The 24232-nt window shown below is 70.4% G+C and carries 24 protein-coding genes; 15 read left to right on the top strand and 9 right to left on the bottom strand.

Annotation, left to right across the window (positions count from 1 at the left end):
* The first annotated feature begins 346 nt into the window (after positions 1–346).
* Entirely contained in the window at positions 347–1003 is a 657-nt protein-coding gene (locus ACFYYH_RS33935; RefSeq protein ID WP_388559623.1) for a TetR/AcrR family transcriptional regulator, read from the top strand.
* A 104-nt stretch (positions 1004–1107) separates the two neighbouring features.
* On the opposite strand, the gene ACFYYH_RS33930 is transcribed toward ACFYYH_RS33935, so the two are convergent.
* The 4 genes from ACFYYH_RS33930 to ACFYYH_RS33915 all read right to left on the bottom strand — a co-directional run bounded on the left by ACFYYH_RS33930 (position 1108) and on the right by ACFYYH_RS33915 (position 5260).
* Positions 1108–2289: a hypothetical protein gene (locus ACFYYH_RS33930; protein ID WP_388559617.1), complete on the bottom strand. Its 1182-nt coding sequence runs from the start codon at positions 2287–2289 to the stop codon at positions 1108–1110.
* A gap of 86 nt (positions 2290–2375) precedes the next feature.
* Positions 2376–3359, bottom strand: a complete 984-nt coding sequence (locus ACFYYH_RS33925; protein WP_388559614.1) for an STM4015 family protein — start codon at positions 3357–3359, stop codon at positions 2376–2378.
* Positions 3360–3478: 119 nt separating this feature from the next.
* Positions 3479–3931, bottom strand: coding sequence for a VOC family protein (locus ACFYYH_RS33920; protein WP_388559612.1), 453 nt, complete (start codon positions 3929–3931; stop codon positions 3479–3481).
* A gap of 132 nt (positions 3932–4063) precedes the next feature.
* A complete protein-coding gene (locus ACFYYH_RS33915; RefSeq protein WP_388559610.1) occupies positions 4064–5260 on the bottom strand; it encodes an FAD-dependent monooxygenase in 1197 nt (398 codons plus the stop codon).
* Between the two features lie 143 nt (positions 5261–5403).
* Here ACFYYH_RS33915 and ACFYYH_RS33910 point away from each other — a divergent pair, with 143 nt between their 5' ends.
* Entirely contained in the window at positions 5404–5922 is a 519-nt protein-coding gene (locus tag ACFYYH_RS33910; RefSeq protein ID WP_388559608.1) for a MarR family winged helix-turn-helix transcriptional regulator, read from the top strand.
* A gap of 44 nt (positions 5923–5966) precedes the next feature.
* Here the strand turns inward: ACFYYH_RS33910 and ACFYYH_RS33905 are convergent, their stop codons facing one another.
* The gene (locus ACFYYH_RS33905; protein ID WP_388559605.1) at positions 5967–6926 is read right to left on the bottom strand and encodes a ketopantoate reductase family protein; all 960 of its coding nucleotides are present in this window, start codon (positions 6924–6926) and stop codon (positions 5967–5969) included.
* A 111-nt stretch (positions 6927–7037) separates the two neighbouring features.
* On the opposite strand from ACFYYH_RS33905, the gene ACFYYH_RS33900 reads away from it, so the two are divergent.
* Positions 7038–7466, top strand: a complete 429-nt coding sequence (locus tag ACFYYH_RS33900) for a hypothetical protein (protein ID WP_388559602.1) — start codon at positions 7038–7040, stop codon at positions 7464–7466.
* 120 nt (positions 7467–7586) lie between these two features.
* On the opposite strand, the gene ACFYYH_RS33895 is transcribed toward ACFYYH_RS33900, so the two are convergent.
* The gene (locus ACFYYH_RS33895) at positions 7587–8684 is read right to left on the bottom strand and encodes a GntR family transcriptional regulator (protein ID WP_388559599.1); all 1098 of its coding nucleotides are present in this window, start codon (positions 8682–8684) and stop codon (positions 7587–7589) included.
* Between the two features lie 221 nt (positions 8685–8905).
* On the opposite strand from ACFYYH_RS33895, the gene ACFYYH_RS33890 reads away from it, so the two are divergent.
* The 7 genes from ACFYYH_RS33890 (at position 8906) to ACFYYH_RS33860 (ending at position 15942) form a co-directional block, all read left to right on the top strand.
* The gene (locus ACFYYH_RS33890) at positions 8906–10312 is read left to right on the top strand and encodes a choice-of-anchor Q domain-containing protein (RefSeq protein WP_388559596.1); all 1407 of its coding nucleotides are present in this window, start codon (positions 8906–8908) and stop codon (positions 10310–10312) included.
* Positions 10313–10693: 381 nt separating this feature from the next.
* On the top strand, positions 10694–11704 hold the full coding sequence (locus ACFYYH_RS33885; RefSeq protein ID WP_388559594.1) for an ABC transporter substrate-binding protein: 1011 nt from the start codon (positions 10694–10696) through the stop codon (positions 11702–11704).
* A 61-nt stretch (positions 11705–11765) separates the two neighbouring features.
* Positions 11766–12530 (top strand): class I SAM-dependent methyltransferase, encoded by a 765-nt coding sequence (locus ACFYYH_RS33880; protein WP_388559591.1) that lies wholly within the window; start codon positions 11766–11768, stop codon positions 12528–12530.
* Positions 12527–13579 carry a FecCD family ABC transporter permease gene (locus tag ACFYYH_RS33875; protein WP_388559588.1) on the top strand — a complete coding sequence of 351 codons (1053 nt, stop codon included), beginning with the start codon at positions 12527–12529 and terminating at the stop codon, positions 13577–13579. Before ACFYYH_RS33880 ends, ACFYYH_RS33875 begins: the two co-directional genes overlap by 4 nt.
* The gene (locus ACFYYH_RS33870; RefSeq protein WP_388559585.1) at positions 13576–14388 is read left to right on the top strand and encodes an ABC transporter ATP-binding protein; all 813 of its coding nucleotides are present in this window, start codon (positions 13576–13578) and stop codon (positions 14386–14388) included. Before ACFYYH_RS33875 ends, ACFYYH_RS33870 begins: the two co-directional genes overlap by 4 nt.
* 137 nt (positions 14389–14525) lie before the next feature.
* Positions 14526–14798 (top strand): hypothetical protein, encoded by a 273-nt coding sequence (locus ACFYYH_RS33865; protein ID WP_388559582.1) that lies wholly within the window; start codon positions 14526–14528, stop codon positions 14796–14798.
* 442 nt (positions 14799–15240) lie between these two features.
* Positions 15241–15942, top strand: coding sequence for a DUF2470 domain-containing protein (locus ACFYYH_RS33860; RefSeq protein ID WP_388559579.1), 702 nt, complete (start codon positions 15241–15243; stop codon positions 15940–15942).
* A gap of 47 nt (positions 15943–15989) precedes the next feature.
* Here the strand turns inward: ACFYYH_RS33860 and ACFYYH_RS33855 are convergent, their stop codons facing one another.
* Both ACFYYH_RS33855 and ACFYYH_RS33850 read right to left on the bottom strand, forming a co-directional pair.
* A complete protein-coding gene (locus ACFYYH_RS33855) occupies positions 15990–17591 on the bottom strand; it encodes a phytoene desaturase family protein (RefSeq protein WP_388559576.1) in 1602 nt (533 codons plus the stop codon).
* Positions 17592–17857: 266 nt separating this feature from the next.
* Positions 17858–18466, bottom strand: a complete 609-nt coding sequence (locus tag ACFYYH_RS33850; protein ID WP_388559574.1) for a TetR/AcrR family transcriptional regulator — start codon at positions 18464–18466, stop codon at positions 17858–17860.
* A gap of 172 nt (positions 18467–18638) precedes the next feature.
* Here ACFYYH_RS33850 and ACFYYH_RS33845 point away from each other — a divergent pair, with 172 nt between their 5' ends.
* The 3 genes from ACFYYH_RS33845 (at position 18639) to ACFYYH_RS33835 (ending at position 20810) form a co-directional block, all read left to right on the top strand.
* Complete coding sequence (locus ACFYYH_RS33845; RefSeq protein ID WP_388559571.1) at positions 18639–19265, top strand: LUD domain-containing protein; 627 nt, start codon at positions 18639–18641, stop codon at positions 19263–19265.
* Between the two features lie 14 nt (positions 19266–19279).
* Complete coding sequence (locus ACFYYH_RS33840) at positions 19280–20242, top strand: NADP-dependent oxidoreductase (protein WP_388559568.1); 963 nt, start codon at positions 19280–19282, stop codon at positions 20240–20242.
* 130 nt (positions 20243–20372) lie between these two features.
* On the top strand, positions 20373–20810 hold the full coding sequence (locus ACFYYH_RS33835; protein ID WP_388559566.1) for a nitroreductase/quinone reductase family protein: 438 nt from the start codon (positions 20373–20375) through the stop codon (positions 20808–20810).
* A gap of 207 nt (positions 20811–21017) precedes the next feature.
* Here the strand turns inward: ACFYYH_RS33835 and ACFYYH_RS33830 are convergent, their stop codons facing one another.
* Positions 21018–21377, bottom strand: coding sequence for a DUF805 domain-containing protein (locus tag ACFYYH_RS33830; RefSeq protein WP_388559620.1), 360 nt, complete (start codon positions 21375–21377; stop codon positions 21018–21020).
* A 533-nt stretch (positions 21378–21910) separates the two neighbouring features.
* Between ACFYYH_RS33830 and ACFYYH_RS33825 the strand changes: the two genes are divergently transcribed.
* Together ACFYYH_RS33825 and ACFYYH_RS33820 are read left to right on the top strand one after the other, a co-directional pair.
* Positions 21911–23047, top strand: a complete 1137-nt coding sequence (locus tag ACFYYH_RS33825) for a PQQ-dependent sugar dehydrogenase (protein WP_388559564.1) — start codon at positions 21911–21913, stop codon at positions 23045–23047.
* 421 nt (positions 23048–23468) lie between these two features.
* Positions 23469–24232: hypothetical protein (locus tag ACFYYH_RS33820; protein ID WP_388559562.1), on the top strand; the 764-nt coding region annotated here is incomplete at its 3' end.

Genomic DNA, 24232 nt, shown 5'->3' with positions numbered 1-24232 from the left:
CGATACGACAAGCGCGGCTACATCTTCCTCGGCACCGCAACAGCGGCAGCCCTCACCATCTGGCTCCGAACATGATCGGCCGGACAAGTCCTAGTCCCTGTCCGGCGGATCCTCGTGGGCCCGGAACGCCCGGCCCGGCGCCTCGTCACGCGGTCGGAGTCGTCCGCGTACGTCCGGGCCATCGACGACGCCGATCCTCCGCCCCGCGATGCACCGCACCCGGCTCGCCTTCGCACTCCACCGTGGCCACCGTGCCGATCTCGAAAGCAGGCGTCAGGAGACTTGGTGATAGCCTCTAACTAAACCTTGAGGACGTACGCACACAGGCGTGGAGAGGTGGCAGGTCATGCCGGAGACGGGCACGAAGACCCCGCGCGAGCGGTACCGCGCCCAGGTGCGCGCGGAGATCAAGGAACGCGCCTGGGAGCAGATCGCCACCGCCGGCGCGTCCGCCCTCTCCCTCAACGCGATCGCCAAACAGATGGGCATGAGCGGCCCCGCGCTCTACCGGTACTTCGCCGGGCGCGACGAGCTGATCACCGAGCTCATCAGGGACGCCTACCGCAGCCTCGCCGACACCTTCCACACGGCCTCCCCATCAGGCGCCGACCTGGCCACGCTGGCACACACCCTGCGCACCTGGGCCCTGGAGGACCCCCACCGGTACTTCCTCGTCTACGGCACCCCCGTCCCCGGTTACCACGCACCCGACGACATCACCCGGATCGCCTCCGAGATCATGACGTTCCTCCTCGACGCCTGCACCGCCCTGCCCTCGGACAGCCCCGCGACTCCGTTCGGCACACACCTCGAAACCCACCGGCGGTGGGCCGCCGACCACCCCGCCCCACCCGCGGCACTCCACCGCGCCCTGACCTTCTGGACCCGGCTCCACGGCGTCCTGTCACTGGAACTCGCGGGACACTTCACCGGCATGGCCTTCGACCCCGCCCTGCTCTTCACGGCCGAACTGGACGGCCTGACCCGCCCGTCGACGCACTGAGCACGCCATGCCCCGCCGGTGCGTCCCGCGCCGGCGGTGCGCCGGGCAACGGCCGCCGCGGTGGGTGGAGCACCACACCACCCCGCGCCCCGGGGCCGCGACGATCACGAGGTGGCCAGGGAAGCCCGTACCTCCGGGTAGTCCACCTCGTCGGGCAGCCGGTGGCCGAGAGCGGTCAGCCGTGACGCGACATCCGCCGGACTCCTTCCCGTCAGACCCGCGCTGCGCAGGACGTGTTCGAGGTGGACGTTGTCCAGGAACGAGCGGTCGACCGTCTCCAGCAGCCGGATGTCCGCCTCGTCGGCGACCGCGGGCAGGTTCGCGTTCTCGTGCAGCCAGTGCCCCAGCTCGGCCAGCCTCCCGGCGATGTCCGCCGGGCTCCGTCCCGTCGCGAGAGCCGCGCTCAGAATGTGCCGCGACTGGAGCCCGACGACGGTGTTCTTCACCAGCCACGGCCGGCGGCCGTCGAGGTTCTCGCTGAGGATGGTGAGGTCGTCGGCCTCGGGGGTGTCGGGCACGACCGGCCGGCCGCAGCCCAGCTCCGTCAGCCGGGCGGCGATGTCCGCCGGAGGGCGTCCCAACTCCTGTGCGACAGCGAGGATGTGCCCGACGGGTGGATCCCCGTAGAACCAGCTGCCACCGTGGTGCCCCGAGGACCTGAGGATCAGCTCGTCATCGGGTTCGGGGGTGTACGGCAGCCGGAGGCCGAGCGCGATCAGCCGGCAGGCGGCGGCGTACGGGCTGCACATCAGGTCTCTGGCCGCGCCGAGTACCTGGAACGCGGGCACCTCGTCACCCCAGTCGAGCCACGTCCTGTAGTGACCGGAGCCGGTGCCGAGGAGTGTGGCGTCACCAGGATGGGGGGACTCGGGCAGCGGCCGGCCCTCGCCACCGAGCCGGTAGCCGAGAGCGGTCAGTCTGCGTGCGACGTCGGCGGGAGCACGGTTGGCCCAGCCCGCCGATTCGAGTACCTGGCGCAGGGACACCTGCTTCCCGACGTCGAGCCATACCGGGCCGTACCGCGCGCTCACATCCCTGATCAGCGGGATGTCGTCGAGGCCGACGGTGCCGGGCAGGGAGGCCTCGGTGCGCTCGATGTCGGCGTACCCCAGGGCGGTGAGCCGCGACACGACGGCGGCGGGGCTCCACCGCAACTGGGCCGCGGCGTGCAGCACATGTCCGTACGGTACCTGTTCGCCGGGGTCCAGCCAGGGGCGGCGGCTGTTCAGTTCGCGACTGGCGATCCGGAGGTCGTCCGGGTCCGTGAACTCGGGGGCGTGGTACATCCTGCGGCCTTCCGACGGCATGGGGAGTGGTGGCGGAACGAGGAGACGGAACGAGGAGAGGGAGGGTCAGGGCCTGGCGACGGCGGTCACTCGGCGACCGCGACGTACCGGCCGTGCCCCTGCCCCCATTCCAGTTGGTCTTCGTCCTCCTCCTGCCTGGCGGTCAGGTCCACCCGAACGCCCGCCGGCTCCAGCTCCGTCCAGATCCGCAGCATCATGGCGTGACTGAGAAAGTGGTGCGACAGGTCCAGCTCCCGCAGATGGGTGAGTGGTTGGCCCTGCAACAGTGCCTCCACTCCCTCGTCGCTGAGCGCGCCCATCGACAGGCTCAGCGACGTGAGCCGGGCCACGACCGGTGCCGAGGCCAGCGCGGCCGCCAACTCGTCCTGGATCGGGCTGTTCTGCAGTCCCAGGTGGCGCAGCGCGGGCTTGCCCCGGCCCGCGAGCAGCGGGGCGAGATCCTCGACCGTCGTCCCACCGCCGTAGTCGTCGTCGCCCAGCCACAGGTCCAGACGCTCCAGTGAAGGCAGATCGGCGGCGGCGATCTGTGCCGCCGCCTGTGGGGGCAGCCCGCCGGACTCGACGCGCAGCACACGCAGTCCTTCGTGGCCCGTCACGGGAAAGCCCAGGCCTTCCCCGCCGCGCACGGCCAGCTCCCGAAGACCGGGGAACGCCTCCAGCACGGGCGCGACCGTGCCCAGACAGATCGTGGAGATCATCGCCTCCTCGTCCTCCAGATCGCCGAGGAAGAGCGCTTCGAGTCCGGTCAGCCGGGAGCGGAGGTCGACCAGCCCACCGTCCGGAAACCCGTCGGCGTCGTACCAGGGGTGGCCGAAGACCAGCGCCCGTACCTTCTCCAGCTCGACCGTCCCGGTGAAGCGCGCCCAGTAGTCCGCTTCCCGGGACGATTCGTCCCACTGGAGACGCCAGGCCACGGAACCCGGGTCGGGCAGATCCGCGGGGCTCACATACGGCGAGAAAGTAAAGGCGGGCAGCCCGTAGAACTGCTCGACATGGTGCACATAAGACAAAACATGGCTCCCGACACTCCAGGTCCGGCTGTTCGCCATGTTCTATCAGCCACCTCTGACACAGCGTCCGACGGCGTGGTTCCGGACCCCCGCACGACCGGCGGGCAGCCAACCGCCTCCGCGCGGACGGCTGCCCGGCCAACGCCGCGCGGCCCGGCCTACGCCGCGCAGAACTCGTTGCCCTCCGGGTCCCGCATGAGCCACCAGCGCCCGGCGGGCCCCTTGTCGACCTCGCGCACACGGGTCGCCCCCAGGACTTCCAGCCGGGCCACCAGCGTGTCGAGGCCGCCGGGCTCGCTGTGGACATCGAGGTGCAGACGGTTCTTGCCGGACTTGCCCTCGGGCACGTCCTGGAAGAGCAGCCGTCGCCCGCCGCCGACGCCGCTGATCTCGTCGAACGGGTCCTCGGGATGGCGGATCGCGGCGTAGCCGCGGAACGTCCTGCGGCCGCGGTGAACGGCGATCGCCTCCTCGCCGATCTGGCCGGCGGCCAGCAGCTTCTCGATGAGGGCGCCGGGGTCCTCCACCTCGTAGTCCAGGGCCGCGGCCCAGAAGTCCGCGAGGGCGGACGCGTTCGTGCTGTCGATGACCAGCTTCCAGCTCAGTGCCATGCGACCAGTTGTATGGGCTACGCGAATTCCTTCGCAACCAACGGGTGGACGCCGCCCCCATGCCGGCGCCGCCCGTGCGGGGACATCAGCACGGCCGATGCGGCCCGGAGGCCGGGGGGCCGTGCGCCGGAGTCACTCGGCGTGGCTGTAGTCGGGCAGGACGAGACCGGTGTTGGCGGCGCGCCCCTCGGCCCCCGTCATGCCCGCCGGGTGGCGCAGCGCCTCGTTGCGCGCGTCGAGTTGCTCCTGGGTGCGGGGGGCGACGACGGTGGCACCGGCGGTTGCCAGGGCCTGGTTCATCTCGACGAAGTCCCTGGCCGTCTTCTCGTACGCCTGGAAGGCGGCGGTGTGGTCGCCTCTCGTGGCCAGTTCCCCGGCGAGGACGTAGGCGCCGACCAGGGAGACGCTGGAGCCCTGGCCCGACATGAAGGAGGTCGCGTAGGCGGCGTCGCCGACGAGGGCGACGCGGCCCCGGGACCAGACGGGCATATGGATCTGGCTGACGACATCGAAGAACAGGTCGTCGGCGTCGCGCATGGCGGCCACCAGGCGGGGGATCTCCCAGCGTTCGTCGGTGAATTTGGAGGCGACGAGGTCCCGCTGCGCCTCGGGGTTCCTGAACGCGTCGAAGGGCGGTTCGTCCTGGACGAAGTTCAGAAATCCGTGCACGCGCTCACCGGGCTCGTGGGCGAAGAAGACCGCGGCGCGGCCCGGGACGTTCCACGTCACCGCCTCGTGGGCGAGGCCGAGATCGTTGGGCATCGTGAAGCCCGCGAAGGTGTGGCCGAGGTAGTGATGGAAACGCGCTTCGGGACCGAAGACGAGGCCCCGGGTGTGGGAGTGCAGACCGTCGGCGCCGATCACGAGGTCGAAGGTGCGCCGCGTGCCGCTGTCGAAGGTGACCTCCACGCGATCGCCGCGGTCGTCGAGGGTCGCGATGGAGTCGTCGAACAGGAACTCGACCGTGTCGCGGACCAGACCGTAGAGACTGTCGGCCAGGTCGCCGCGGCGCACTTCGAGGTCGAGACCCTCCGTACCGCCGGTGACGGACTCGGGGCGGACGGCGGCGATCAGGCCGCCGTCGGGGTCCAGGAAAGAGATCTTGCGCGTGTCGACGTGGGCCTCTCGGAGCCGCGCGAGCAGTCCCATACGGTCCACGACGTCCCGCGCGGTGCCGCGGATGTCGATCGCGTACCCGCCGCCGCGGATCTCGGAAGCCTTTTCGACCACGGTCACGTCGAAGCCGTAGTGGTTGAGCCAGTAGGCCAGGGCCGGGCCGGCGATGCTGGCGCCGGAGACAAGGACCTGACGACGGGCGGAGTGGTTCACGAGGGTTCCTTCCCGGTGGGGTCGCGCTCCGCCATGATGCGTACCTTAGTTATCCTTATCGGGAGCGCGGTGCGGTGGTGAAGCCGCCGCTCACGACCATACAGATACCTAACTTAGGTATGCAAGTGAGGTGGGGTGCCGCGATGGGCGCGAGGCCGTCGGACGGTCAGGAACCTGGGCAGACCCAGGCCGAGGTGCTGGCCGTGATGCCGCGGCTGGCGCAGTTGAGCAACGCGGTCAGCCGCGGCCGCCTGGCCGAACGGGCCGTGGAGGCCGCAGGGCTCAGGCTGGACCGGCCCGCTGTGGCGGTCCTCATGACGCTGCATGTCGCGGACAAGCCGCTGCGGATCGGCGAGATCGCGGAGAAGATGCAGGTCGTCGGCCCGCATGTCACCCGTCAGGTGCAGGAGCTGGAGCGGCGCGGCCTGGTGCGCCGCATCGGGGACCCGCACGACCGGCGCGCCAGCCTCATCGAACCGACGGACGAGGGCACGGCGGCAGCCGACCGCTACGCGAGCTCCCTGGTCGGCTGGTTCACCGAGGCCATCGCCGACTGGTCCGACCAGGACCGCGGGGACCTCGGCCGCCTGCTGGGGAGGCTCGCCGACGATGTCACGGCGCATCTGACACGTCTCGACGACGGACCCGCGCCGCCCCGTTGAGCGGGCGCGGGCCGCACGGTGATCCGGCACCCGTGGATCGTGGCTCAGCCGTGCGCGTTCATCCTTCGGCGATCGTAGACACGCAGGTTCATGGTCGCGAGATCCATGAACGGCGTAGCGACGGCGAGCGCGGCGGCACGGTCGATGAGGTCGCCGAAGACGTGTTCGACCTCGGTCGGGCGGTCGGCCGTGACATCACGGTAGAAGGACGGCGCGAAGGACGAGTCCGGCTGGGTGAGGGTCTTCTCGGTGGCGGCCCGCTGCTGTCCGGTGGGCGGGTATCCCGCGGCGGTGGCCACGGCGGCCGTCTCCGCGAGGACGGCCTTCACCCACGCGGTGCCGCCCGGTACGGCGGCGATGTCACCGACCGTGCCGCGCATGAGGCAGGTGACCGCGCCCGCGGTGGCGATGAAGACCCACTTGTTCCACATCTCGGCGAGGATGTTCTCCGAGACGCTGACCTCGAAGCCCGCTCCGGCCAGCAGCTCCGAGGCCCGTCCGGCGCTGGAGCCGCCGTCACCGGTGGCACCGCCGCGCTGGTCGCCGAGCATCAGCTTCGCCCCGGGTGCGAGGACGCCGATGTCGCCCCGTGCGTCGACGGAGGTGGCCAGCAGGGCCACCCCGCCCAGGACCGATGCCGTGCCGAACCGGGCTCCGAGCCGGTCCAGGTGCGCGATCCCGTTGAGGACCGGGAGGATCGTGGTGGAGGGTCCGACCGCCGGCGCGATGTCGTCGATCGCGCGCGCCAGGCCCGTCGCCTTGACCGACAGCAGGATCATGTCCCAGGGACCGTACGCGCCAGGGGAATCGCGGAGTTCGGCCGCCGTGAGCAGCCGCGGGTCGATATGTTCGTCCTCACCGGCGCCCGAGATCCGCAGTCCCCGCTCCCGCAGCACGGCCGCCCGCCCAGGACGCACCAGGAACGTCACATCCCTGCCCGCCAGCGCCAGCTTGGCGCCGAAATATCCGCCGGTGGCCCCAGCGCCTACGACCAGCAGCCTCATCTGGACCTCCCACGCCCACGCGTCCCCACGGGGACGCACCGAGCCGATTCCGACATAGCCTAATCGTATACGATTATGTCGCAGACCGAATGTTCTTCGTCGGAGGTTCAGATGTCGCAGGATCCGTGGTTTCTGAGGGATCTGGCCCCGGATGTCGTGCTCGCGGGTTCGGTGATGAACGGCAGTCTGCGGGGTGCCGAGGCGGTGCGGGCGCAGATCCGTACCGTGATCAGCCTCTACCGGGAGTTCACTCCCGTGTGGGAGGGCGAGTTCGGTGACCGCCGGGTGAACGAGTACACCGCCGTCGTGGACGGCCGGCCGCTGACGGGGGTCGGCACGTTCCACATCAACGACCAGGGCCAGGTGGACGAGATCGTCGTCAATCACCGGCCGCTGTCCGCCGCCCTGACCGTCTCCCGGCTTCTGGGCGAAGCCCTGGCCGACGACCCCGGCCGGGACCGCGACGAGTTCTACCGCCCCGACGGACAGAGCTACGAGGACCTGGTCAGGTACGCCGAACGTCATGGGCGTGACCTCTGACGCCCCGTCACCGGGCGCCCGGTGAGCCACGGTTACGACGGAGCGGGCACGAGGGAGCGGGCACGAGGGAGCGGGCACGAGGAGCGGGCACGAGGAGCGGGTACGAGGGAGCGTCGTTCTTCAGCGCTGCCGGGGCGCAGGGCCGGTGGAGTCCCGTACGACCAGGTGCGGCACGAATGCCTCCTGCCGTCGCGGGGCGTCCGGGTCGGAGATACGGGTTCTGAGGATGTCCGCGGCACGTCGGCCGATATCCGTCTTCGCCGGTGACACGGCGGTCAGGGGCACTTCACACAGGTCGGCCACCTCGTTGTCATAGCCGATCACGGAGAGGTCCTCGGGGACGCGCAGTCCGCGCCGCCGGGCCGCGCCGACCAGCAAGGACGCCTCACGGTCCGCGAAGCAGAGCGCGGCCGTCGCCCCCTGCCCCACCAGACGGCCGAGGAAACGGTCCGCGTCCTGGGCGGTCCAGCGAGGCAGTGAGGCCGCGACCACGGGATCCGGGTCGAGCCCGGCGCGCTCCAGTCCCACGGCCAGACCCGACCGGATCTGCGGGGCCGTGTGCGGACTGGTCCTCTCCATGTAGCCGATCCGGGTGTGCCCGAGCCGCAGCAGGTGCTCGACAGCGGCGCGCGCTCCGGCCGCGTGGTGGGAACAGACGAACTCGTGCGATGTCGCGGACAGGTCCATTCCCCGCTCGACGAGCACCGCGGGCACACCGAGTTCCCCCGCGTCCCCGAGCCAGTGCCGCGGGCCGTCCTCACCGAGAGTGGGAACCAGTATCAGCCCGGCCGATCCCGACCCGATCAGTTCCTCGACGGCCCCGTGCTCCAGGCCGGGGTCCCATTCGGTGCAGCGCAGGAGCATCCGGCTGCCGTGGCGGGAGAGTTCGCGTTCGATCCCGGCGATGACGCGCGGGTAGTAGTAGGTCAGCGAGGGCACTACGACGCCGACGGTGTACCCGGTGCCGGGCGTCCGGGAGTCCGAGACATAGGTCCCGGATCCCTGCCGACGGTAGACAAGACCCTCCTGAACCAGCAGGTCGACCGCCCGCCGCACGGTGTTGACGCTCACCTCCTGGTCGCGGGCCAACTGCTGCTCGGTCGGCAGTTTGCCGGCCGGCCAGCGCAGTTCGGCGATGGCCCGTCGCAACTCGTCCGCGAGAAGGCGTGTCTTGTGCCCCCGCGCGGCGGTACCGACAGGCGTACGTGGCGTACTCACCGCATCCCCCTCGATCCGCGCCGACACCGCCCCGACATGACGAGGGACGACCCTACCCGTCCTGCCCGTCGCGGAACTGCCGTCGGCAGAGCGCCGATCCCTCATTCATTCCAATGAATCCGTTGACGCATGGCATGACTTGACCCAAACTCCTCACCAGGCGCAGCGCGAGTCATCCCGATCCCCCCACCGGAAGCCGAGGTCCCCTCGTGGCCGTCACCATGTCCATCAGCAGAACGAGCAGGCGTACCTCACTCCTTGTCTGCGTCGTCTGCGTCGTGCTGGTTCTCGGGTTCCAGGCGGACCGGACCGCCTTCGGGACCGGAACCTCACCCGCCGCCGCCACGGCCGCGGCCTACTACGTGGACCCCGCCGCGGGCTCGGCGAGCAATCCCGGCACCGCGGACCGACCATGGCGGACATTGCAGGAGGTCTTCGCGTCGGGGCGGACCTTCGCCGCCGGAGACATCCTCTACCTGCGCAGCGGGAACCACGGAAGCCCGGTCATCACCGGGGGTGTCGCGTCGGGCGTCCGGACCGTCACGGCGGCGCCCGGCGCGACACCCCGGATGAAGACGCTCAGGTTCGCGTCCGGGGCCACGCGCTGGACCGTCGACGGGGTGGTCGTCTCGCCCCAGGAGGCGGACGGTACGTACACCACGGGCAACCTGGTGCAGTTCGACGCCGGGGCCACCCACGACATCCTGCGGAACTCACACGTCCGGGCCGCGAGCGACGCGGCGGCGGACACCTGGAACAACAACGACTGGGTCGGTCGAAGCGGCACGGGCGTGATGGTCATCGGCGCCGACAACCAGGTTCTCGACAACCAGATCCGCAATGTGCGCAACGGAGTGATGCTGGAGCGCACTTCCCAGGCCGGCGCCGGCGCGACCGGGGCGGTGGTCAGGGGAAACAGCGTCAACCACTTCTGGGAGGACGCCTTCCGGTGCAAGGTCAGCGGCTGCCTCGTCGAGTACAACTCCGCTGTGAACAGCTACGCGGTCGTACCGCCGGGCATGGAGAGTGACCCGCCGCACCGGGACATGTTCCAGAGCTACCGCGGCGACGGCAGTTTCACCCCGGTCACCGGTGTCGTGCTGCGCGGGAACGTCTTCATCAGCCGCACGGGCACGCGTTACGCCAAGATCCCCTTCCAGTACAACGGCACGTACACGATCCAGGGGATCGGCGCCTTCGACGGCCCGTACCGCAACTGGACCATCGAGAACAACGTGGTCCAGGTGGAGGTGGGACTCGCCATGGGCCTCTACGGCATGAACGACAGCAAGATCGTCAACAACACCGTGGTCCCGAGGTATCCCGCCACCGACAGCGAGATCCGGCTCACCCATCAGAAGGACGGTACGCCGTCGAACGGCGACATCATCCGCAACAACCTGGCACGCACCTTCAACACCGGCGCCGCGACGAATACCCAGCACTCCAACAACATCACGGTGGGGGCCACCTACTCGGCCTACTTCGTCGACCATCCGGGCGGAGACCTCCATCTGAAGCCGGGCTCCCCCGCGATCGGTGGCGGAACCACCAGGGACGCCCCCACGCTCGACGCCGACCGGAAACAACGGTCCACGCCCCTCGACGTGGGAGCCTACGAGTTCTGACACCGGCGGCACCGTTGTCGCCCGCGGCGCCGTTGCCGCCGGACGCGCCCCGCCCGCTCGGGACCGTCCTCGCGTGATCCGCTCCGTCGATCGGCGCCGGCCCCCACAGAGGGGCCGGCGCCGATTCGCTGCCCGGGGCGGACCGAGGCTCCTTGTGCGGCGGCTCAGGGGCAGGGAGTGACGCTCACCACAATCCCCTCCCCCACATGCGACAGGACGCCCACTCCGAACCCCCCGCACCACGGGCCGTTCTCGGCTCAACTCACGTCACACACAGGCTTTTGACGGAGCCTCCGCACACCGCGGCACCCCGGCACGCCCTCGCCGCGCCCCGCACGGGGCGACGGAGGGAGGCCGGCGACCTGCGTATAGTTTTTGCACATGACAATCATTAGCAAAAGCGGAGTGGCGTTCGCCTCTCTGCTCGCTCTCACGGGTCTGACCGCCTGCGGCGGTACCGATTCCACCGCCTCGCCCGCAGGGTCGACGAAGGCTCGGGCCGCCGCCTCCCTTTCCAGTTGCGGCCTTGACCTCGACGTGAGCGCTCCACCGAAGCGTGCGATCTCCCTGGAGCAGAACGCCACCGAGATCATGCTCAGCCTCGGCCTGGCCGACCGGATGGTGGGCACGTCGTACCAGACCGACCCCGTGCTGCCGTCGCTCGGCGACCAGTACGAGAAGGTCCCGGTACTGGCCGAGCAGTACGCGAACCACGAGTCGACCCTGGCCGAGGAGCCCGACTTCCTCTACTCGACGCTGTCGTCCGCCTACGCCGACGAAGCGGCGGGCAAGCGTGCCGACTGGGTCTCGTCGCACGTTCCCGCCTACCTCTCCGTACACGACTGCGAGAATCCGAAGCTCACCCCCGCCGAGGTGACGTTCGACGCGATCTTCGACGAGATCGAGGACATCGCGGACATCTTCGATGTCGAGCAGCGGGGCGAGAAGGTCGTGGCCGATCTGCGGAAGCGACTTGACCGGGCCGTGAAGGACGTTCCGAAGAACACCGGCGCGAGCCTCATGTGGTTCTACTCGGGCACCACCACCCCCTATATCGCGGGGCACGGTGGACTGCCCTCCACCGTCAGCGCTCTTGTGGGTGTGGACAACGCCTTCGACGACGTGCGGCAGAAGTGGCCGGCGGGCAACTGGGAAGAGATAGCCGAGCGCGACCCGGACGTCATCGTGCTGGCGGACCTCACGCGCGGCGGGGACGGCGACAGCGCCGAGTCGAAGAAGAAGTTCCTTCGGTCGAACCCGGTCACCTCGCGGCTCAGCGCCGTGCGGAACGACCGCTTCATCGTGGTGCCGGGGTCCGCCATGGACCCCTCGGTCCGCGGCGTCGGGCTGGTGGAGAACGTCGGCAAGGGCCTGACGGACCTGTACGGCTGACGCACCCCATGAACGACTCCTCCCTCACCGCCCCGGCACCACAGCACCCCAGGAGAGCCCCGTGAACGACACCGCCCCTCTGCCGCCGCGTGAACTGCTGGACCGCTGGGACGACCAGCAGGCCGCCTATGTCGCCCACCGCGAACCGCGTTTCCAGGCGATGCTGGACGTCCTCGGCCTGCGTCTGCCCGAGACGTTCACCGCACTGGACCTCGCGTGCGGTCCCGGCTCACTCGCCGACCGCGTGCTCCGCGCGTTCCCGCACGCCCAGGTAACCGCCGTCGACTACGACCCGCTCCTGCTCCGGCTCGCCGGGGACGTACTGACCGAGCACGGGGAGCGCGCGAGCGTCCTGGAGACCGACCTCGTCCGTACGGACTGGACGGCGCCGCTGGCCGGCCGGACGTTCGACGCCGTGCTGTCCTCGACGGCGCTGCACTGGCTCTCACCCTCCGACCTGCTGCGGGTGTACACGGATCTGGCCGGCCTGCTCGCGCCGGGCGCGGTCCTCCTGAACGCGGACCACCTCCGCTTCGGGCCGGGCGACGAGACGCTGGGCTCGCTGTCGGCGGACCACGACCGCCGGGTCCAGCGGGCCGCCTTCGCGTCCGGTGCCGACACCTGGGACGACTGGTACGCCCTCGCGGCGGGTCAGCCGGGCATGGCCCCGCTGGCCGCGGAGCGGGAGCGCCGGTTCGCCGAACGCCCGCCGCAGCCGCCGGCGCCGCTCCACTTCCATCTCTCGGCGCTGCGTACGGCCGGCTTCACCGAGGTGGGCACCGTCTGGCAGTACCTCGACGACTACGTCGTCTTCGCCCGGCGATGACCACGGCCGTCCTCACCGCGGGCGGGTGCCGGGGCGCGGCCGCCCGCGGCGCGCTCGTTCTCGCCACGGGCTGTGTGGCGCTCGCGCTGTCCGTTCTCGCCGCGGTCGGCGTCGGCAGCGCCGACGTACCGCCGCTCGATGTCGCGCGCACGGTGGGTGTCCATCTCGGCGCACCGTGGGAGGCGTTGCCACCGCTGCGGGACAGCATCGTGTGGAATCTGCGGCTGCCCCGGGTGCTGCTCGCCGCTCTGGTGGGCGCCGGACTCGCCATGTGCGGTGCCGTGCTCCAGGCGATGACGCGGAACCCGCTCGCCGACCCGTACCTTCTGGGAGTGTCGTCCGGGGCGTCGACCGGGGCTGTCTCCGTGCTCGTACTGGGTTTCGGTGCCGGGGTGTTCGCCCTGCCCGTCGGCGCCTTCGCCGGAGCGCTGACCGCGTTCGCGTGTGTTCTCCTGCTGCTGGGACGCTCGTTGGGGTCCACGACCCGCGTCGTACTGGCCGGTGTGGTGGTCTCCCAGTTGTTCAGCGCGCTGACCAGCCTCGTCGTCGTTCTCTCGGGCGACGCCGAACGCTCCAGGGCGGTGGCCTTCTGGCTGCTCGGGTCGCTCGCCTCGGCCAACTGGACCTCGGTGGGGATCTGCGCGCTCACCACGACGGCCGGGCTGGTGCTGTTCCGGCTGTACGCCGGTCACCTCGACGCGCTGGCTTTCGGACGCGAGGTCGCCGCCGGCGTGGGCTTCGACGTCCGACGGACCGAACCCCTGCTGTACGCGGTCACCGCCGTGGTCACCGGTTCCCTGGTCGCCGCGAGCGGGGCCATCGGGTTCGTCGGCCTGCTCGTGCCGCACGCGGCCAGGATGCTGACGGGCGGTCGCCACAGTGTTCTGCTTCCCTCGGCGGCACTGCTCGGCGCCACCTTCCTCGTCTGGGCCGACGCCGCGACCAGGACCGTTTTCGCACCCCAGGAGCTGCCTGTGGGCGTACTGACCGCGCTCATCGGTGTGCCGGTCTTCGCCGTGCTGCTGCGCCGCCGGACCGGTGCGCCGTGAACGGCGGGCCGACCCGGCACGAGGCACGGGCACTGGAGTTCCGGGCAGGCCGCCGGAAACTCCTCGACGGAATCACCATCACCCTGCCGGCCGGGCGGTTCACCGGCCTCGTCGGACCGAACGGTTCGGGTAAGTCCACACTGCTGCGGCTGCTCGCGGGGCTGCGCGTGCCCTCGTCGGGGCACGCGTTGCTGAACGGCGGGGACGTGGCGGCGACGGGGCGCCGTGAAGTGGCGAGGAGACTCGCCGTCGTGGCCCAGGATGTCGCGGTCGACGTCGAGATGACCGTACGGGAGGTGGTGTCGCTCGGACGGGCACCGCACCGCGGACGGTCGGCGGCCTCCGGGGCCCGCGACAGGGACGCCGTGGAGAAGGCGATGGCCCGCACCGGGGTGTCCGCGCTGGCGGACCGGTCGTGGCCGACACTCTCCGGCGGCGAGCGGCAGCGGGTGAACACGGCGAGGGCCCTCGCGCAGGAGCCCGCCGGACTGCTGCTGGACGAACCCACCAACCACCTGGACATCCGTCACCGGCTCGACCTGATGGAGATGCTGTCGCGAACGGGTGTCACGGTGATCGCGGCCCTCCACGAACTGGAACTGGCCGCCCGCTACTGCGACCATCTGGTTCTGCTGGACGCCGGCCGCGTGGTCGCGGCCGGTACCCCCGCGGATGTCCTCACCCCACGCATCCTGGAGGACGTGTACCAGGTCCGTGCCACCGTGCGCGAGGACGCCGACGGCCGTCTCGACCTGCGGCTCGCGCCGCTGCCCGCGCAGGGCCGTGCGGACCGGGGACAGCCGGGTTGAGGTGGCGCCCCGCCAGGGCCCGGCCTGGCGCCCCGGCCCCGGGCCGGAGGGAAGCCCGCACGGGCATTCAGGATGCGGACGGCCGGACCCGGGGTGACGGTGGAAGGGAGAGTGCACGCTATCCACCGGGAGAAATCATGATCGTCGAGATGCTCCACCGCAAGGGGCTGCGCAGCGAGCACATGTACACCGCCGGGTTCGCGTCCATAGGACTCAGCGTCCTGACGTGGATCGGCTCCAACAGGTACGAGGCGTTCGCGGGCGTGGACCGCGCGGACCGCTGGGGGATCTTCGTGGGTGAGTGGGCGCCGACCTTCTTCGGTCTCGGGCTGGCTCTCGCCCAGTACGAGCGGGCGGACGACGAGGAGGTCCGGCGCACCAAGGTGCCGGACGACCTGTCACATATCTGATGGCCCGTCACCCTCGCCTCGGCGAGGGCCCGCGTGCGGTACGGGATGCGCGCTCAGCGGCCGGCCGTCGGGGGCGGTCCCGCCGACATCGCGTCTCAGCGCACGCGTGTCCAGTACGACGAACCGCCCGCGCACCCATGCCCGCACAGACCGTCGCGGGGATGGGTGCCGCGCGTCATGGGCCGACCAGCCGTTCGGACACCGCGAGTTGTTCGGTCAGCGCGAGTCGTGCGGTCAGCGCGAGTCGTGCGGCCAGCGCGAGTCGTGCGGCCAGCGCGAGTCGTGCGGCCAGCGCGAGTCGTGCGGCCAGCGCGGGCGGCGCAGCGGTTCGAGGACGGCGTTCCGTGTGCGGACTACCCGAACCCCTCCAGGTGGGTTAGGTTAGGCATGCCTAAGTGATTGGCTTCCGGTCGCCCTCGGCCCGCCCCTTTGGAGAACCTGGATGCGTCCTTTCAGTACCCGCCGCGCGCAGCCGACCCCCGCGGAGCGCGTACGGTCGATCCTGGCCTCGGCCCGTTCGATGACCGTGGTGAGTGACGGGGTGTCCACCGAGGTGCACCATCTCGACGGCACCGGCGCGATGGGCCACGTCCATCTGCACGAGCCCTCCGACGCCACTTCCGCCCGGTCCGCCACACGCATCCCCATCAGGCTGGAACTCACCGACATCGCGCCCACGCCCGTACGCGACCGGCTGCGCGCCCGCGTCACCGTGACCGGCCTGCTGGCGGCCCCGTACGACACGACGTCCACGGCGAGCACCTGCGTGGAGTTCGGACAGGCGGTCCTGGAAGACGGTGCCGGTCGTACGTTCGTCTCCCTCGACGCGCTCCAGGCGACGGACCTCGATCCCCTGGCCGTGCCCGAAGCAGGCATGCTGACCCATCTCGTCGACAGCCACCGCGAACTCGTTCCGCTGCTGCTGCGCCTCGTGCGGCGGCCGCGCCGGGGCCTGCTGCGGGCCGTTCCGGTGGCGATGGACCGTTACGGCATCACCCTGCGGCTGGAGTACCCCGGCACACACGAGGACGCGCGACTGCCGTTCGCCGAACCGGTGACCGACATCGACCACACCCGTTCGCGGATCCACGCCCTGCTGGCTGCGGCGCGACGGGCACCCGACCCGAACCACCTTCTCGCCTGACCGCCCTCGGCCCTCACTGCTCGGCCGCTCCCCGGCCCTCGCTGCTGTCAGTTCGGCAGGAAGCGCCGGTGCCGGCCGGTGCGGAGCAGTGCCTCGGCCGCGAGCCGGCCGGATATCCCGTTCACGCCGGCGCCCGGCCATGTTCCGGCCCCGGCCAGGAACAACCGGGGAATCGAGGTGCGATACCGGTTGAGCTGCAGGCTAGGACGCATCAGGAAGAACTGGTCGAGATGGTGACTGCCCGACACTGAGTCCCCGCCGACCAGATTCGCGTTCTCCCGCTGGAGGTCGACCGGGGAGAAAGCCGCGCGTGCGAGCACCAGGCCCTTGATGCCCGGCGCGTAGGCCTCCAACGTAGCGAGAACCCGGTCGGCGAAGGCCTCCCGCACGTCCTCCCAGTCGCTCCCGGTGATGCCGCCCGCCGCGTCGCCGTCGATCCGGGCAGGCACCGTGCGGACCTGGATCCACACTGTGTGGTTTCCCTCGGTCGCCGCCCGTGTGGGATCGACGGCGCTGGTCTGGCCGACGATCAACAAGGGAGAGTCCGGCAACTGGTGCGCCATGGCCTGTTGGTAGGTCCGTGCCATGTCGTCGATGTACGAACCCACATGGACATAGGCGAAGCCGGACAGCCGTGTGTCCAGCCAGGGTATCGGGCCGCGGAGCGCCAGATGAAGCATGAACGTTCCCGGGCCGAAACGGTATCGCTCGGCGGCGGAGACCATATCGCGGGGTACGGACACGTCAGCGAGCAACTCCTCGACGAGCCGCGGCAGTACGGCCGTCGACACCACACCGCGCCGCGCTCCGAACCGCGTCCCGTCGCTGAGGGTCACCCCGCTCGCACCCGTGCGGTCGACATCGATACGAGCGACCGGCACTCCCGTCCGAACGGTTCCTCCCCGCCTCTCCACCAGTCCGGCCAGGGCCTGCGGCAGTTTCCCGGCCCCGCCCTCCACCAGTGACATGCCGTTGAGCATGTCCGCGTACATTTCCAGCAGAGGGAAGATCGCTCCCCCCGAAATGTCCGGAGCGTAGTCCAGATGCATCCCCCAGGCTGCCGTCAGCGCTTTTGCCTCGGGGGTGGTGAAGTAGCGGTCCGCGAGTGCGCGGGTGGAGGAGAGGAAACCCGCCGCCAGTTCACTCAGGCCGACGCGCTTGCGGCTCCGCCACAACGCACGCCCACCGGCCAGCGTCGCCGGCGAGGGCTGAGGGTTCACATAGAGGGGGAGGTAGACCTCCGCCGCGCTCTCGAACACTCGGCGTGACCGCTCCCAGCCCACCGCATCGGCCGGTGAGTGCTCTCGCCACATGTCGAGCGTGGCGTCCTGGTCGCACGTGACGCGCAAGGATTTCCCGTTCGGAAACGCCGATGCGTACGGTCGCGCCGATCGCGCGAAGCGCAGCCCGTCGGCGGCCAGCTCGTCAGCGTACTCGCGGAAGAAGGGCGACCCCAGGAACAAGTTCATGTTGGTGGCGTACAGGTCATGCACGAATCCCGGCAGGGTGACCTCGCCACTGCGCACCGCTCCTCCGACGCCGCTGTTGGCCTCGACCACCAACACGGTCAGGCCGGCGTCTGCCAGAACGGTGGCCGCGACCAGTCCCTGATGGCCGCCGCCTATGACTACAGCGTCGAATTCTTCCACGGTGAAGGCTCCCTCCGGACCCCCGAATTCCTGGGAAGGCGGGCCCTCTCGTCGCCCCTCGGGAATCCGGGCCACCCACATCCGACCCCGGCCCAGGGACCGGGTGATCGGCCATCACCCCACGCCACCGGCCTCGTCGACGGGACTCATGCCTCCCTCCCATCACTACGCCCCTCGCACACGACCGTCAAATAGACAGGGCGCCGCCGAGCGGCACGTCCGGTCGGCCGGGGCGCGCGGCCCCCGGCACGGCGGCGGGGGGGGGATCAGGGGCGGCAGACGCGCCGGACGAGGTCCTGCCAGGTGCGGACGAGCCGCTCCTCCACCTGGACCTTGGTGCTGCTGAGTTCGGCCGTCGACATATAGAGCAGAAGAGGGCCTTCGAGGGCCGCGGTGAGCTGGATCGCGAGCAGGGCGAGGTCGGCGGGACCGAGATCGATCTGCGTGAGCAGCATCCGGATATGGGTCTGGGAGGTCTGGGAACCGGCGGGGACGGGCTGGCGGCCGTCGAGTGCCGCGCGGGCGATCTCGCGGTGCTCGACGAGGAAGCGAACACGGGCCTGCCCGTAGGCGATGAGGCGCTCGACGGAGGGAGCGCCGGGGCCCAGTGGCGGCGGACCGGCCAGCACCTGTTCCTGCAAGGTGCGCTCGCCGTCGTCCAGCAGCGCCTGGAAGATGCCGGCGCGCGTGCGGAAGCGGCGGTACACCGTCCCCTTGCCGAGTCCGGACCGTTCGGCCAGGGCGTCCATGGTGAGCCGGTCCGGCCCGAGTTCGGAGAGCATCTCGCGCGCGGTGGCCAGCAGGTGCTGCCGGTTGCGTGTCGCGTCAGCTCGCTCGGGGGGCGAGGCGCCCCATGTCACGACTGGCCGGTTCATGGCTTCACCCTATCGCCCGGCTGGCTAAGCGGGGTAAAGTCCGCTTATGCTCGTCGGGACGCCGCCGAGGCCGCGGCCACACCGCACCGTGCGGCGGCGTCCGTACATCCCGGGGCGCCGGCATCCGCGCCGTCGACCCGGCGGGACAGGAACGAAGAGCAAGGGGCAGGCAATGACCACAATCGACACGTCGGCGCGTTTCACGACGCTGCCCGACGAAGCGACACTCTCGGCGACGGTTCTCGCTCTCGAGGAGCACGGGTTCGGCGTGGAGGTCGTCGAGGATCTCGACGCTGCCCGCCGAGCAGCCCTGGCACGTATCCCGCACGGTTCGTCGGTGATGACGAACGCGTCGGTGACGCTGCGGGAGACCGGGATCGAGGAGGCGGTCGACAAGGGCGACGCCTACGAGTCGGCGCGCGACAAGATGCTGGCGCTGGACGTCACGACACAGTCGCGGGAGATGAGGGTGATCGCCGGCCAGGCGGACTACGTGCTGGGCAGTGTGCAGGCGGTCACCCGGGACGGCGCGCTCGTCATCGCGTCGGCCTCCGGCAGCCAGCTCGCCGGCTACGCCTGGGGCGCGGCGAACGTGATCCTCGTCGTCGGCGCGCACAAGCTCGTACCCACGCTGGACGTGGCCCGTGAGCGCGTGTACCAGCACAGCCTCCCGCTTGAGGACACCCGCGCGCTGGAGGCGTACGGGCAGCACAGCAGGGTCGGCAAGGTGCTGGAGATCCACCAGGAACAGCCGGGCCGTGTCCACGTCATCCTGATCCGGCAGGAGGTCGGGTTCTGACCGGGCGGACGGCCGTGGGTACGGTACGCGCGATCGCGGCGACCGCCTGGGGCGGAGTGGAAGCCATCGACGTCCTGGAGGTGGCGTCCCGCCCGCCCGGCCGGGGTGAGGCCGTGGTCGCCGTCCACGCGACGGCGATCAGTCCGTTCGACCTCAAGCGCGCCGCCGGAGTGATGGGCCGCGACGAGCACCTGCTTCCGCTGCGCCTGGGGAACGAGGCCGCCGGCGTCGTCACCGCCGTCGGCGCGGACGCGGTCGGGTTCGACGGCGCGCCCCTCGCGGTCGGTGACGAGGTGCTGGGGCACTGGATGCCCGGAGCGCAGGCCGACGAGATCACCGTCCCCGCCGGCCTGCTGCTGCGCAAGCCGGCCACGCTCGGCTTCGCCGAGGCGGCCGGGCTGCTCGGCAGTGGCACCGCCGCCGTACACACGCTCCAGGCGGCCCGGGTGCACGACGGGGACGTCGTACTCGTGCACGGTGTGTCCGGAGCGGTCGGCGGCCTGGTGGCTCAGCTCGCGAAGCTCCGCGGCGCCCGCGTGATCGGCACCGCCTCACCGGCCCGCCACGAGCGACTGCGCGCCGCGGGGGTGCGACCGGTCGTGTACGGCCAGGGGCTGGGCGAACGCGTCCGGGCGCTGGCTCCCGGCGGTGTGTCGGCGGCCATCGACACCGCCGGCACCGACGAGGCGATCGCCGTGTCCCTGGAACTCGTCGCCGACCCCACCCGGGTCGTGACGATCGCCAACTACCGGGCGGCACTCGCGGCGGGGGCCCACGCGCTCGGCCCCGGACCGGACACCGAACGCGTCCGCACCGCCGCCCGGCTGGATCTCGTCCGCCTGGCGGCGGCCGGCCGGCTCGTCGTCACCGTCGCCGGGGAGTTCCCGCTGGACCAGGCCCGCGCCGCCTACGCCGTCCTCGCCGACGGTCACTCCGGCGGCAAGCTCGTTCTGCGCCCGAAGCCATCCACAGCATGACCACGCACCCGACGACACAAGCACGTGGGCCGAACCCATCGGCCCGGCCCTGCCCGGCTCCGGTGCGGTACGCGTCCCTCGCGTCCGGCACCTGCCGGGAAGGCACCCACGCACAAGACCGGAGGACACCATGCCCGACCAGTACGCGGACGCCAACGCCCGTGTGATCGACCTGTTCCGTGCCCACGGTGGTGTGGTCGGCGGCCCGTTCGAAGGGAAACGGCTCGTGCTGCTGCATCACGTCGGCCGCACCAGCGGCCAGGAACGGGTGACGCCCCTGGTCGCCGCCATCGACGGGGACGCCTATCTGGTGTGCGGGACGGCCGGAGGCGCACCGCGGGACCCCGCGTGGGTGGCCAACATCGAGGCGGGGCCCGGCTGGACGACCGTCGAGACGGGCCACGAGACGCTCCGGGCGACGGCCACCGTCGTCCGCGCCGCCTCCCCGGACTGGCGGCGCCTCTACGGCATCTGGTCCGCGTACTGGCCCGACAGCCCAGAGTACGAGACCCGCACCACCCGTAGATTCCCGGTCATCCGTCTCGAACCTCTCACATGGTCCGCATGAGCCCGCCGCCGGAACGATGGAACCGGCCCGGGAAAACCGGCCCGGGACAAACCGTGGTTGGCGGAATCGGGACACGCTCACCCCGGATCGGCTCCGGCCGTACGACGAATGCCCGCCGGCTCGGTGCCGGCGGGCATTCGGGGCGGAGTCACACCGTCGACCGGGCCGAGGCGCGGTCGGTGAAGCAGGTGTTCGCGGCCTGCGGAATCACGGGTGCGCGAGTACCTGCTTGGGGTTCTCGCCATGGGAGTTCGGGCCCGGGGTTCCCGCGCTCGCGAGGAAGACGATCAGGATGATGCTGCCGACGAGAGGTATCAGACTGATGAAGATCCACCAGCCGCTCTTGTCGGTGTCGTGCAGCCTGCGCACCGTCACGGCGAGGGCCGGGATCAGCACGGCGAGCGTGTAAATCACGCTGAGAATGGAGTTCAGCCCCAGCACGGCGTCGAGAATCGCCACCACGATGGCGACAACCAGGTTGAGCAGATAGAACATCCAGAATTCCTGGCGCCGGGCACGTCCGCTGAATCCGGCGTAGTTCTTGATTACGTCCACATACCAATGCACTGCGTTCCCCCCCAAGGGACCACGATGTCGACCTGCCCATATGGATCAGGCCAGGTGGCTGAAGATATGCTTCTTGAACTGGGCAGGTCAAATCGTGTCAGGACGCTCAGGACGCCGGGCCGCGAATCCCGGCCGCCCGGAACGCCGGCAGCCGGGAACGCCAACCGCCGGGCCTGGTGGTCGCGGTGGCCCCGCTCGATGTCACTCGCACCGGCCGACGGCGGGCCTGCGGCGGATACGGGATACGGACCGGGGCATGTCATCGCCCATCCACGTGACTACGTGAGTACGTGAAGTACCGCGTCCGCGTCCCCGGTATCAGGCGCGTCGCCCGGGGAGCGGCGAAAATCGGCCGCAGGAAATGGCTGGAGCATTGGTCTACGCCAGACCGCCCCTGTCCCTGTATCCTCATCCGTAGCCAGCGGCACACAATCCCCCCACCTAGGTTGCGTGCTGGCGCGGGCGACGCCCCCACAACTCTGCCCCAAGCAGCCGGGTGACCTCCCCCATTCGCCGCCTCTAGGAGGGTCACGGTGAAAGTTCGCACCAGAAGCTCGGCGATCATCGGCACCATCTGCCTTCTCGCTTCCCTCACCCTAGCCACGGCTTCCGCCGACGAGCCCGCCGCCCCGCGCCAGGCGGCGGAGGTCGCGCTCACGGAAGTGGCCACAGCGCAGAATCCCATCGCCGGCGCCGCCGGGCCCGGTGGCACGGTCTGGATCGCCGAACGCGCGGGCACCGTACGGGTCCTGGGCGATCAGGGGCTCGGCGAGCCCGTCCTCGACATCTCCGACGAGACCACCACCGACGGCGAACGCGGCCTGCTGGGCATCGCGTTCGACAACGAGTTGGCGCACTTCTACATCTCGTTCACGGATCTCGAAGGCACCAGCACCGTGGACGAGTTCGCCGTGCAGGACGGCGAGATCCAGCCGGACACCCGGCGCACCGTCCTGACCCAGACGCAGCCGTACGCCAACCACAACGGCGGCGACATCAGGTTCGGTCCCGACGGCTACCTCTACATCGCGTTCGGCGACGGCGGCTCGGGCGGCGACCCGCACGACAACGGGCAGAACCTCGACACACTCCTCGGCAAACTGCTGCGGATCGACCCGAGCGGCGGGGAGCCGTACGCGATCCCGTCGGACAACCCGTTCGTCGACGACCCGAACGCGAAGGGCGAGATCTGGGCGTACGGGCTGCGCAACCCGTGGCGGTTCTCCTTCGACTCGGGCACGGGCGACCTGCTGATCGCTGACGTCGGCCAGAGCGCCTGGGAGGAGATCGACTGGGCCTCGGCGGACAGCGAGGGCGGCGAGAACTACGGCTGGTCCGAGATGGAGGGCAACCACTCCTTCCGGGGCGGCATCGAGCCCGCGAACCACGTGCCGCCGATCCACGAGTACGACCGTAACGGGCTGGGCTGCTCGGTGACCGGCGGATATGTCTACCGCGGCGACGCGATCCCTGACCTCCAGGGGCAGTACGTGTTCAGCGACTACTGCGACGGCACCGTCCGCGCGCTCCAGGTCGAGAACGGCGAGGTGACCGGCGAGAGCGACCTCGGCGTCAACGGCGGTCAGGTCATCTCGTTCGTGCAGGACGGCGAGGGCGAGCTGTACGTGCTCGACATCGCCGGCAGCGTCTCCCGTATCGACCCGGCGTAACCACTACCGGATAGAGCCGAAACAGCAAATCGGGCCCGGTGCTGAGAAATCAGCACCGGGCCCGATCCGCTCCGCGGCCCCGGGCCGCATCGCGGCTCCGCGGTGGGCCGACGACCGCCCTCAGCCCCCTCCGCACCGGCTCTTTCCCGCGCCGTCACCTGCTCGTTTCCGCAGGTCCAAGCGCTGGTCGCGCAAGCTCTCAGGTCCACCCCGAACTGGGTCCTGGGGCCCTGTGTTCTGGGTCCGGGCCCATCTTTAGATGGCTGTCGGCCGGGGGATCGGGACGCGTGGGCGAGGAGAAACGATGAAGGGCGCGGGCAGATTTCCTACGTGGCATGGGCATGCCCAGAGAGGGCGTGGTGGCCTGCGACGGAGCGACGGAAGGCACGACAGAGGGCAGAGCGGGGCCGAGTACGCGGCGATGGTCGGGGTCGTCTCCCTGGTGGTGGCCGGGATCGTCGGCCTGAGCGTTCCGGCCGACACGGCGACCGGGCTGAAGACCCAGGTGTGCCGCATACTTCATCCGCTGAGCGGGTCCGACGCCTGCGCCTCCGGCGACTTCGCGGACGGCGGGAGCGGCGGCGGTGGCGGCGGGGAGGGCGGCACCGGGGACGGGGACCCCTTCGTCCCCAACGGCGACCCGTTCGAGCCCGCGAGGTGTCTGCTGTCCCAGGAACAGACCAAGGACACCGTCGTCATCCAGATTCTCTTCATCAAGATCAGCAGCTCCGAGATGGTCAAGCTCCAGCAGTGGTCGGACGGTACGGTCACCCTGGAGCGGGTCACCGAGACCGGAGGCGGGGTCACGGCCAGCATCTCCGCGGGGATTCCGGGTCTGAAGGACTGGGGCGGCAGCGCCAAACTGAGCGGGACGTACCTGGCGGGCAGCGGCAGCGGCGGCCAGTGGCTCTTCAACGGGAACAAGAGCGACAACCCCCAGGCGGACCTGGAGGCCAACCTCGCCGACGCCAAGCAGTTCACGGAATACCTCAAGGCCATGGACGACTGCAACAGCCGTCCGGCGGGCCCCCGTTCCTCCGAACTCGGGATGATCTGCGGCTACCACGCAGGCAAGAAGAAACCCGATCTGGAACCGGAGCTGGCGCCGGACGTCGACATCACCAAGACCTCCACCGAGGCCTCGGGGAATGTGAGCTTCGGCGGGAAGTTCAAGAGCAACGGCAA

The organism is Streptomyces sp. NPDC002018 (genome assembly GCF_042890865.1).
Lineage (GTDB): Bacteria > Actinomycetota > Actinomycetes > Streptomycetales > Streptomycetaceae > Streptomyces.
The sequence above is the reverse complement of the archived record's forward strand: the minus strand, read 5'-3'. Positions and strand labels throughout refer to the sequence as shown.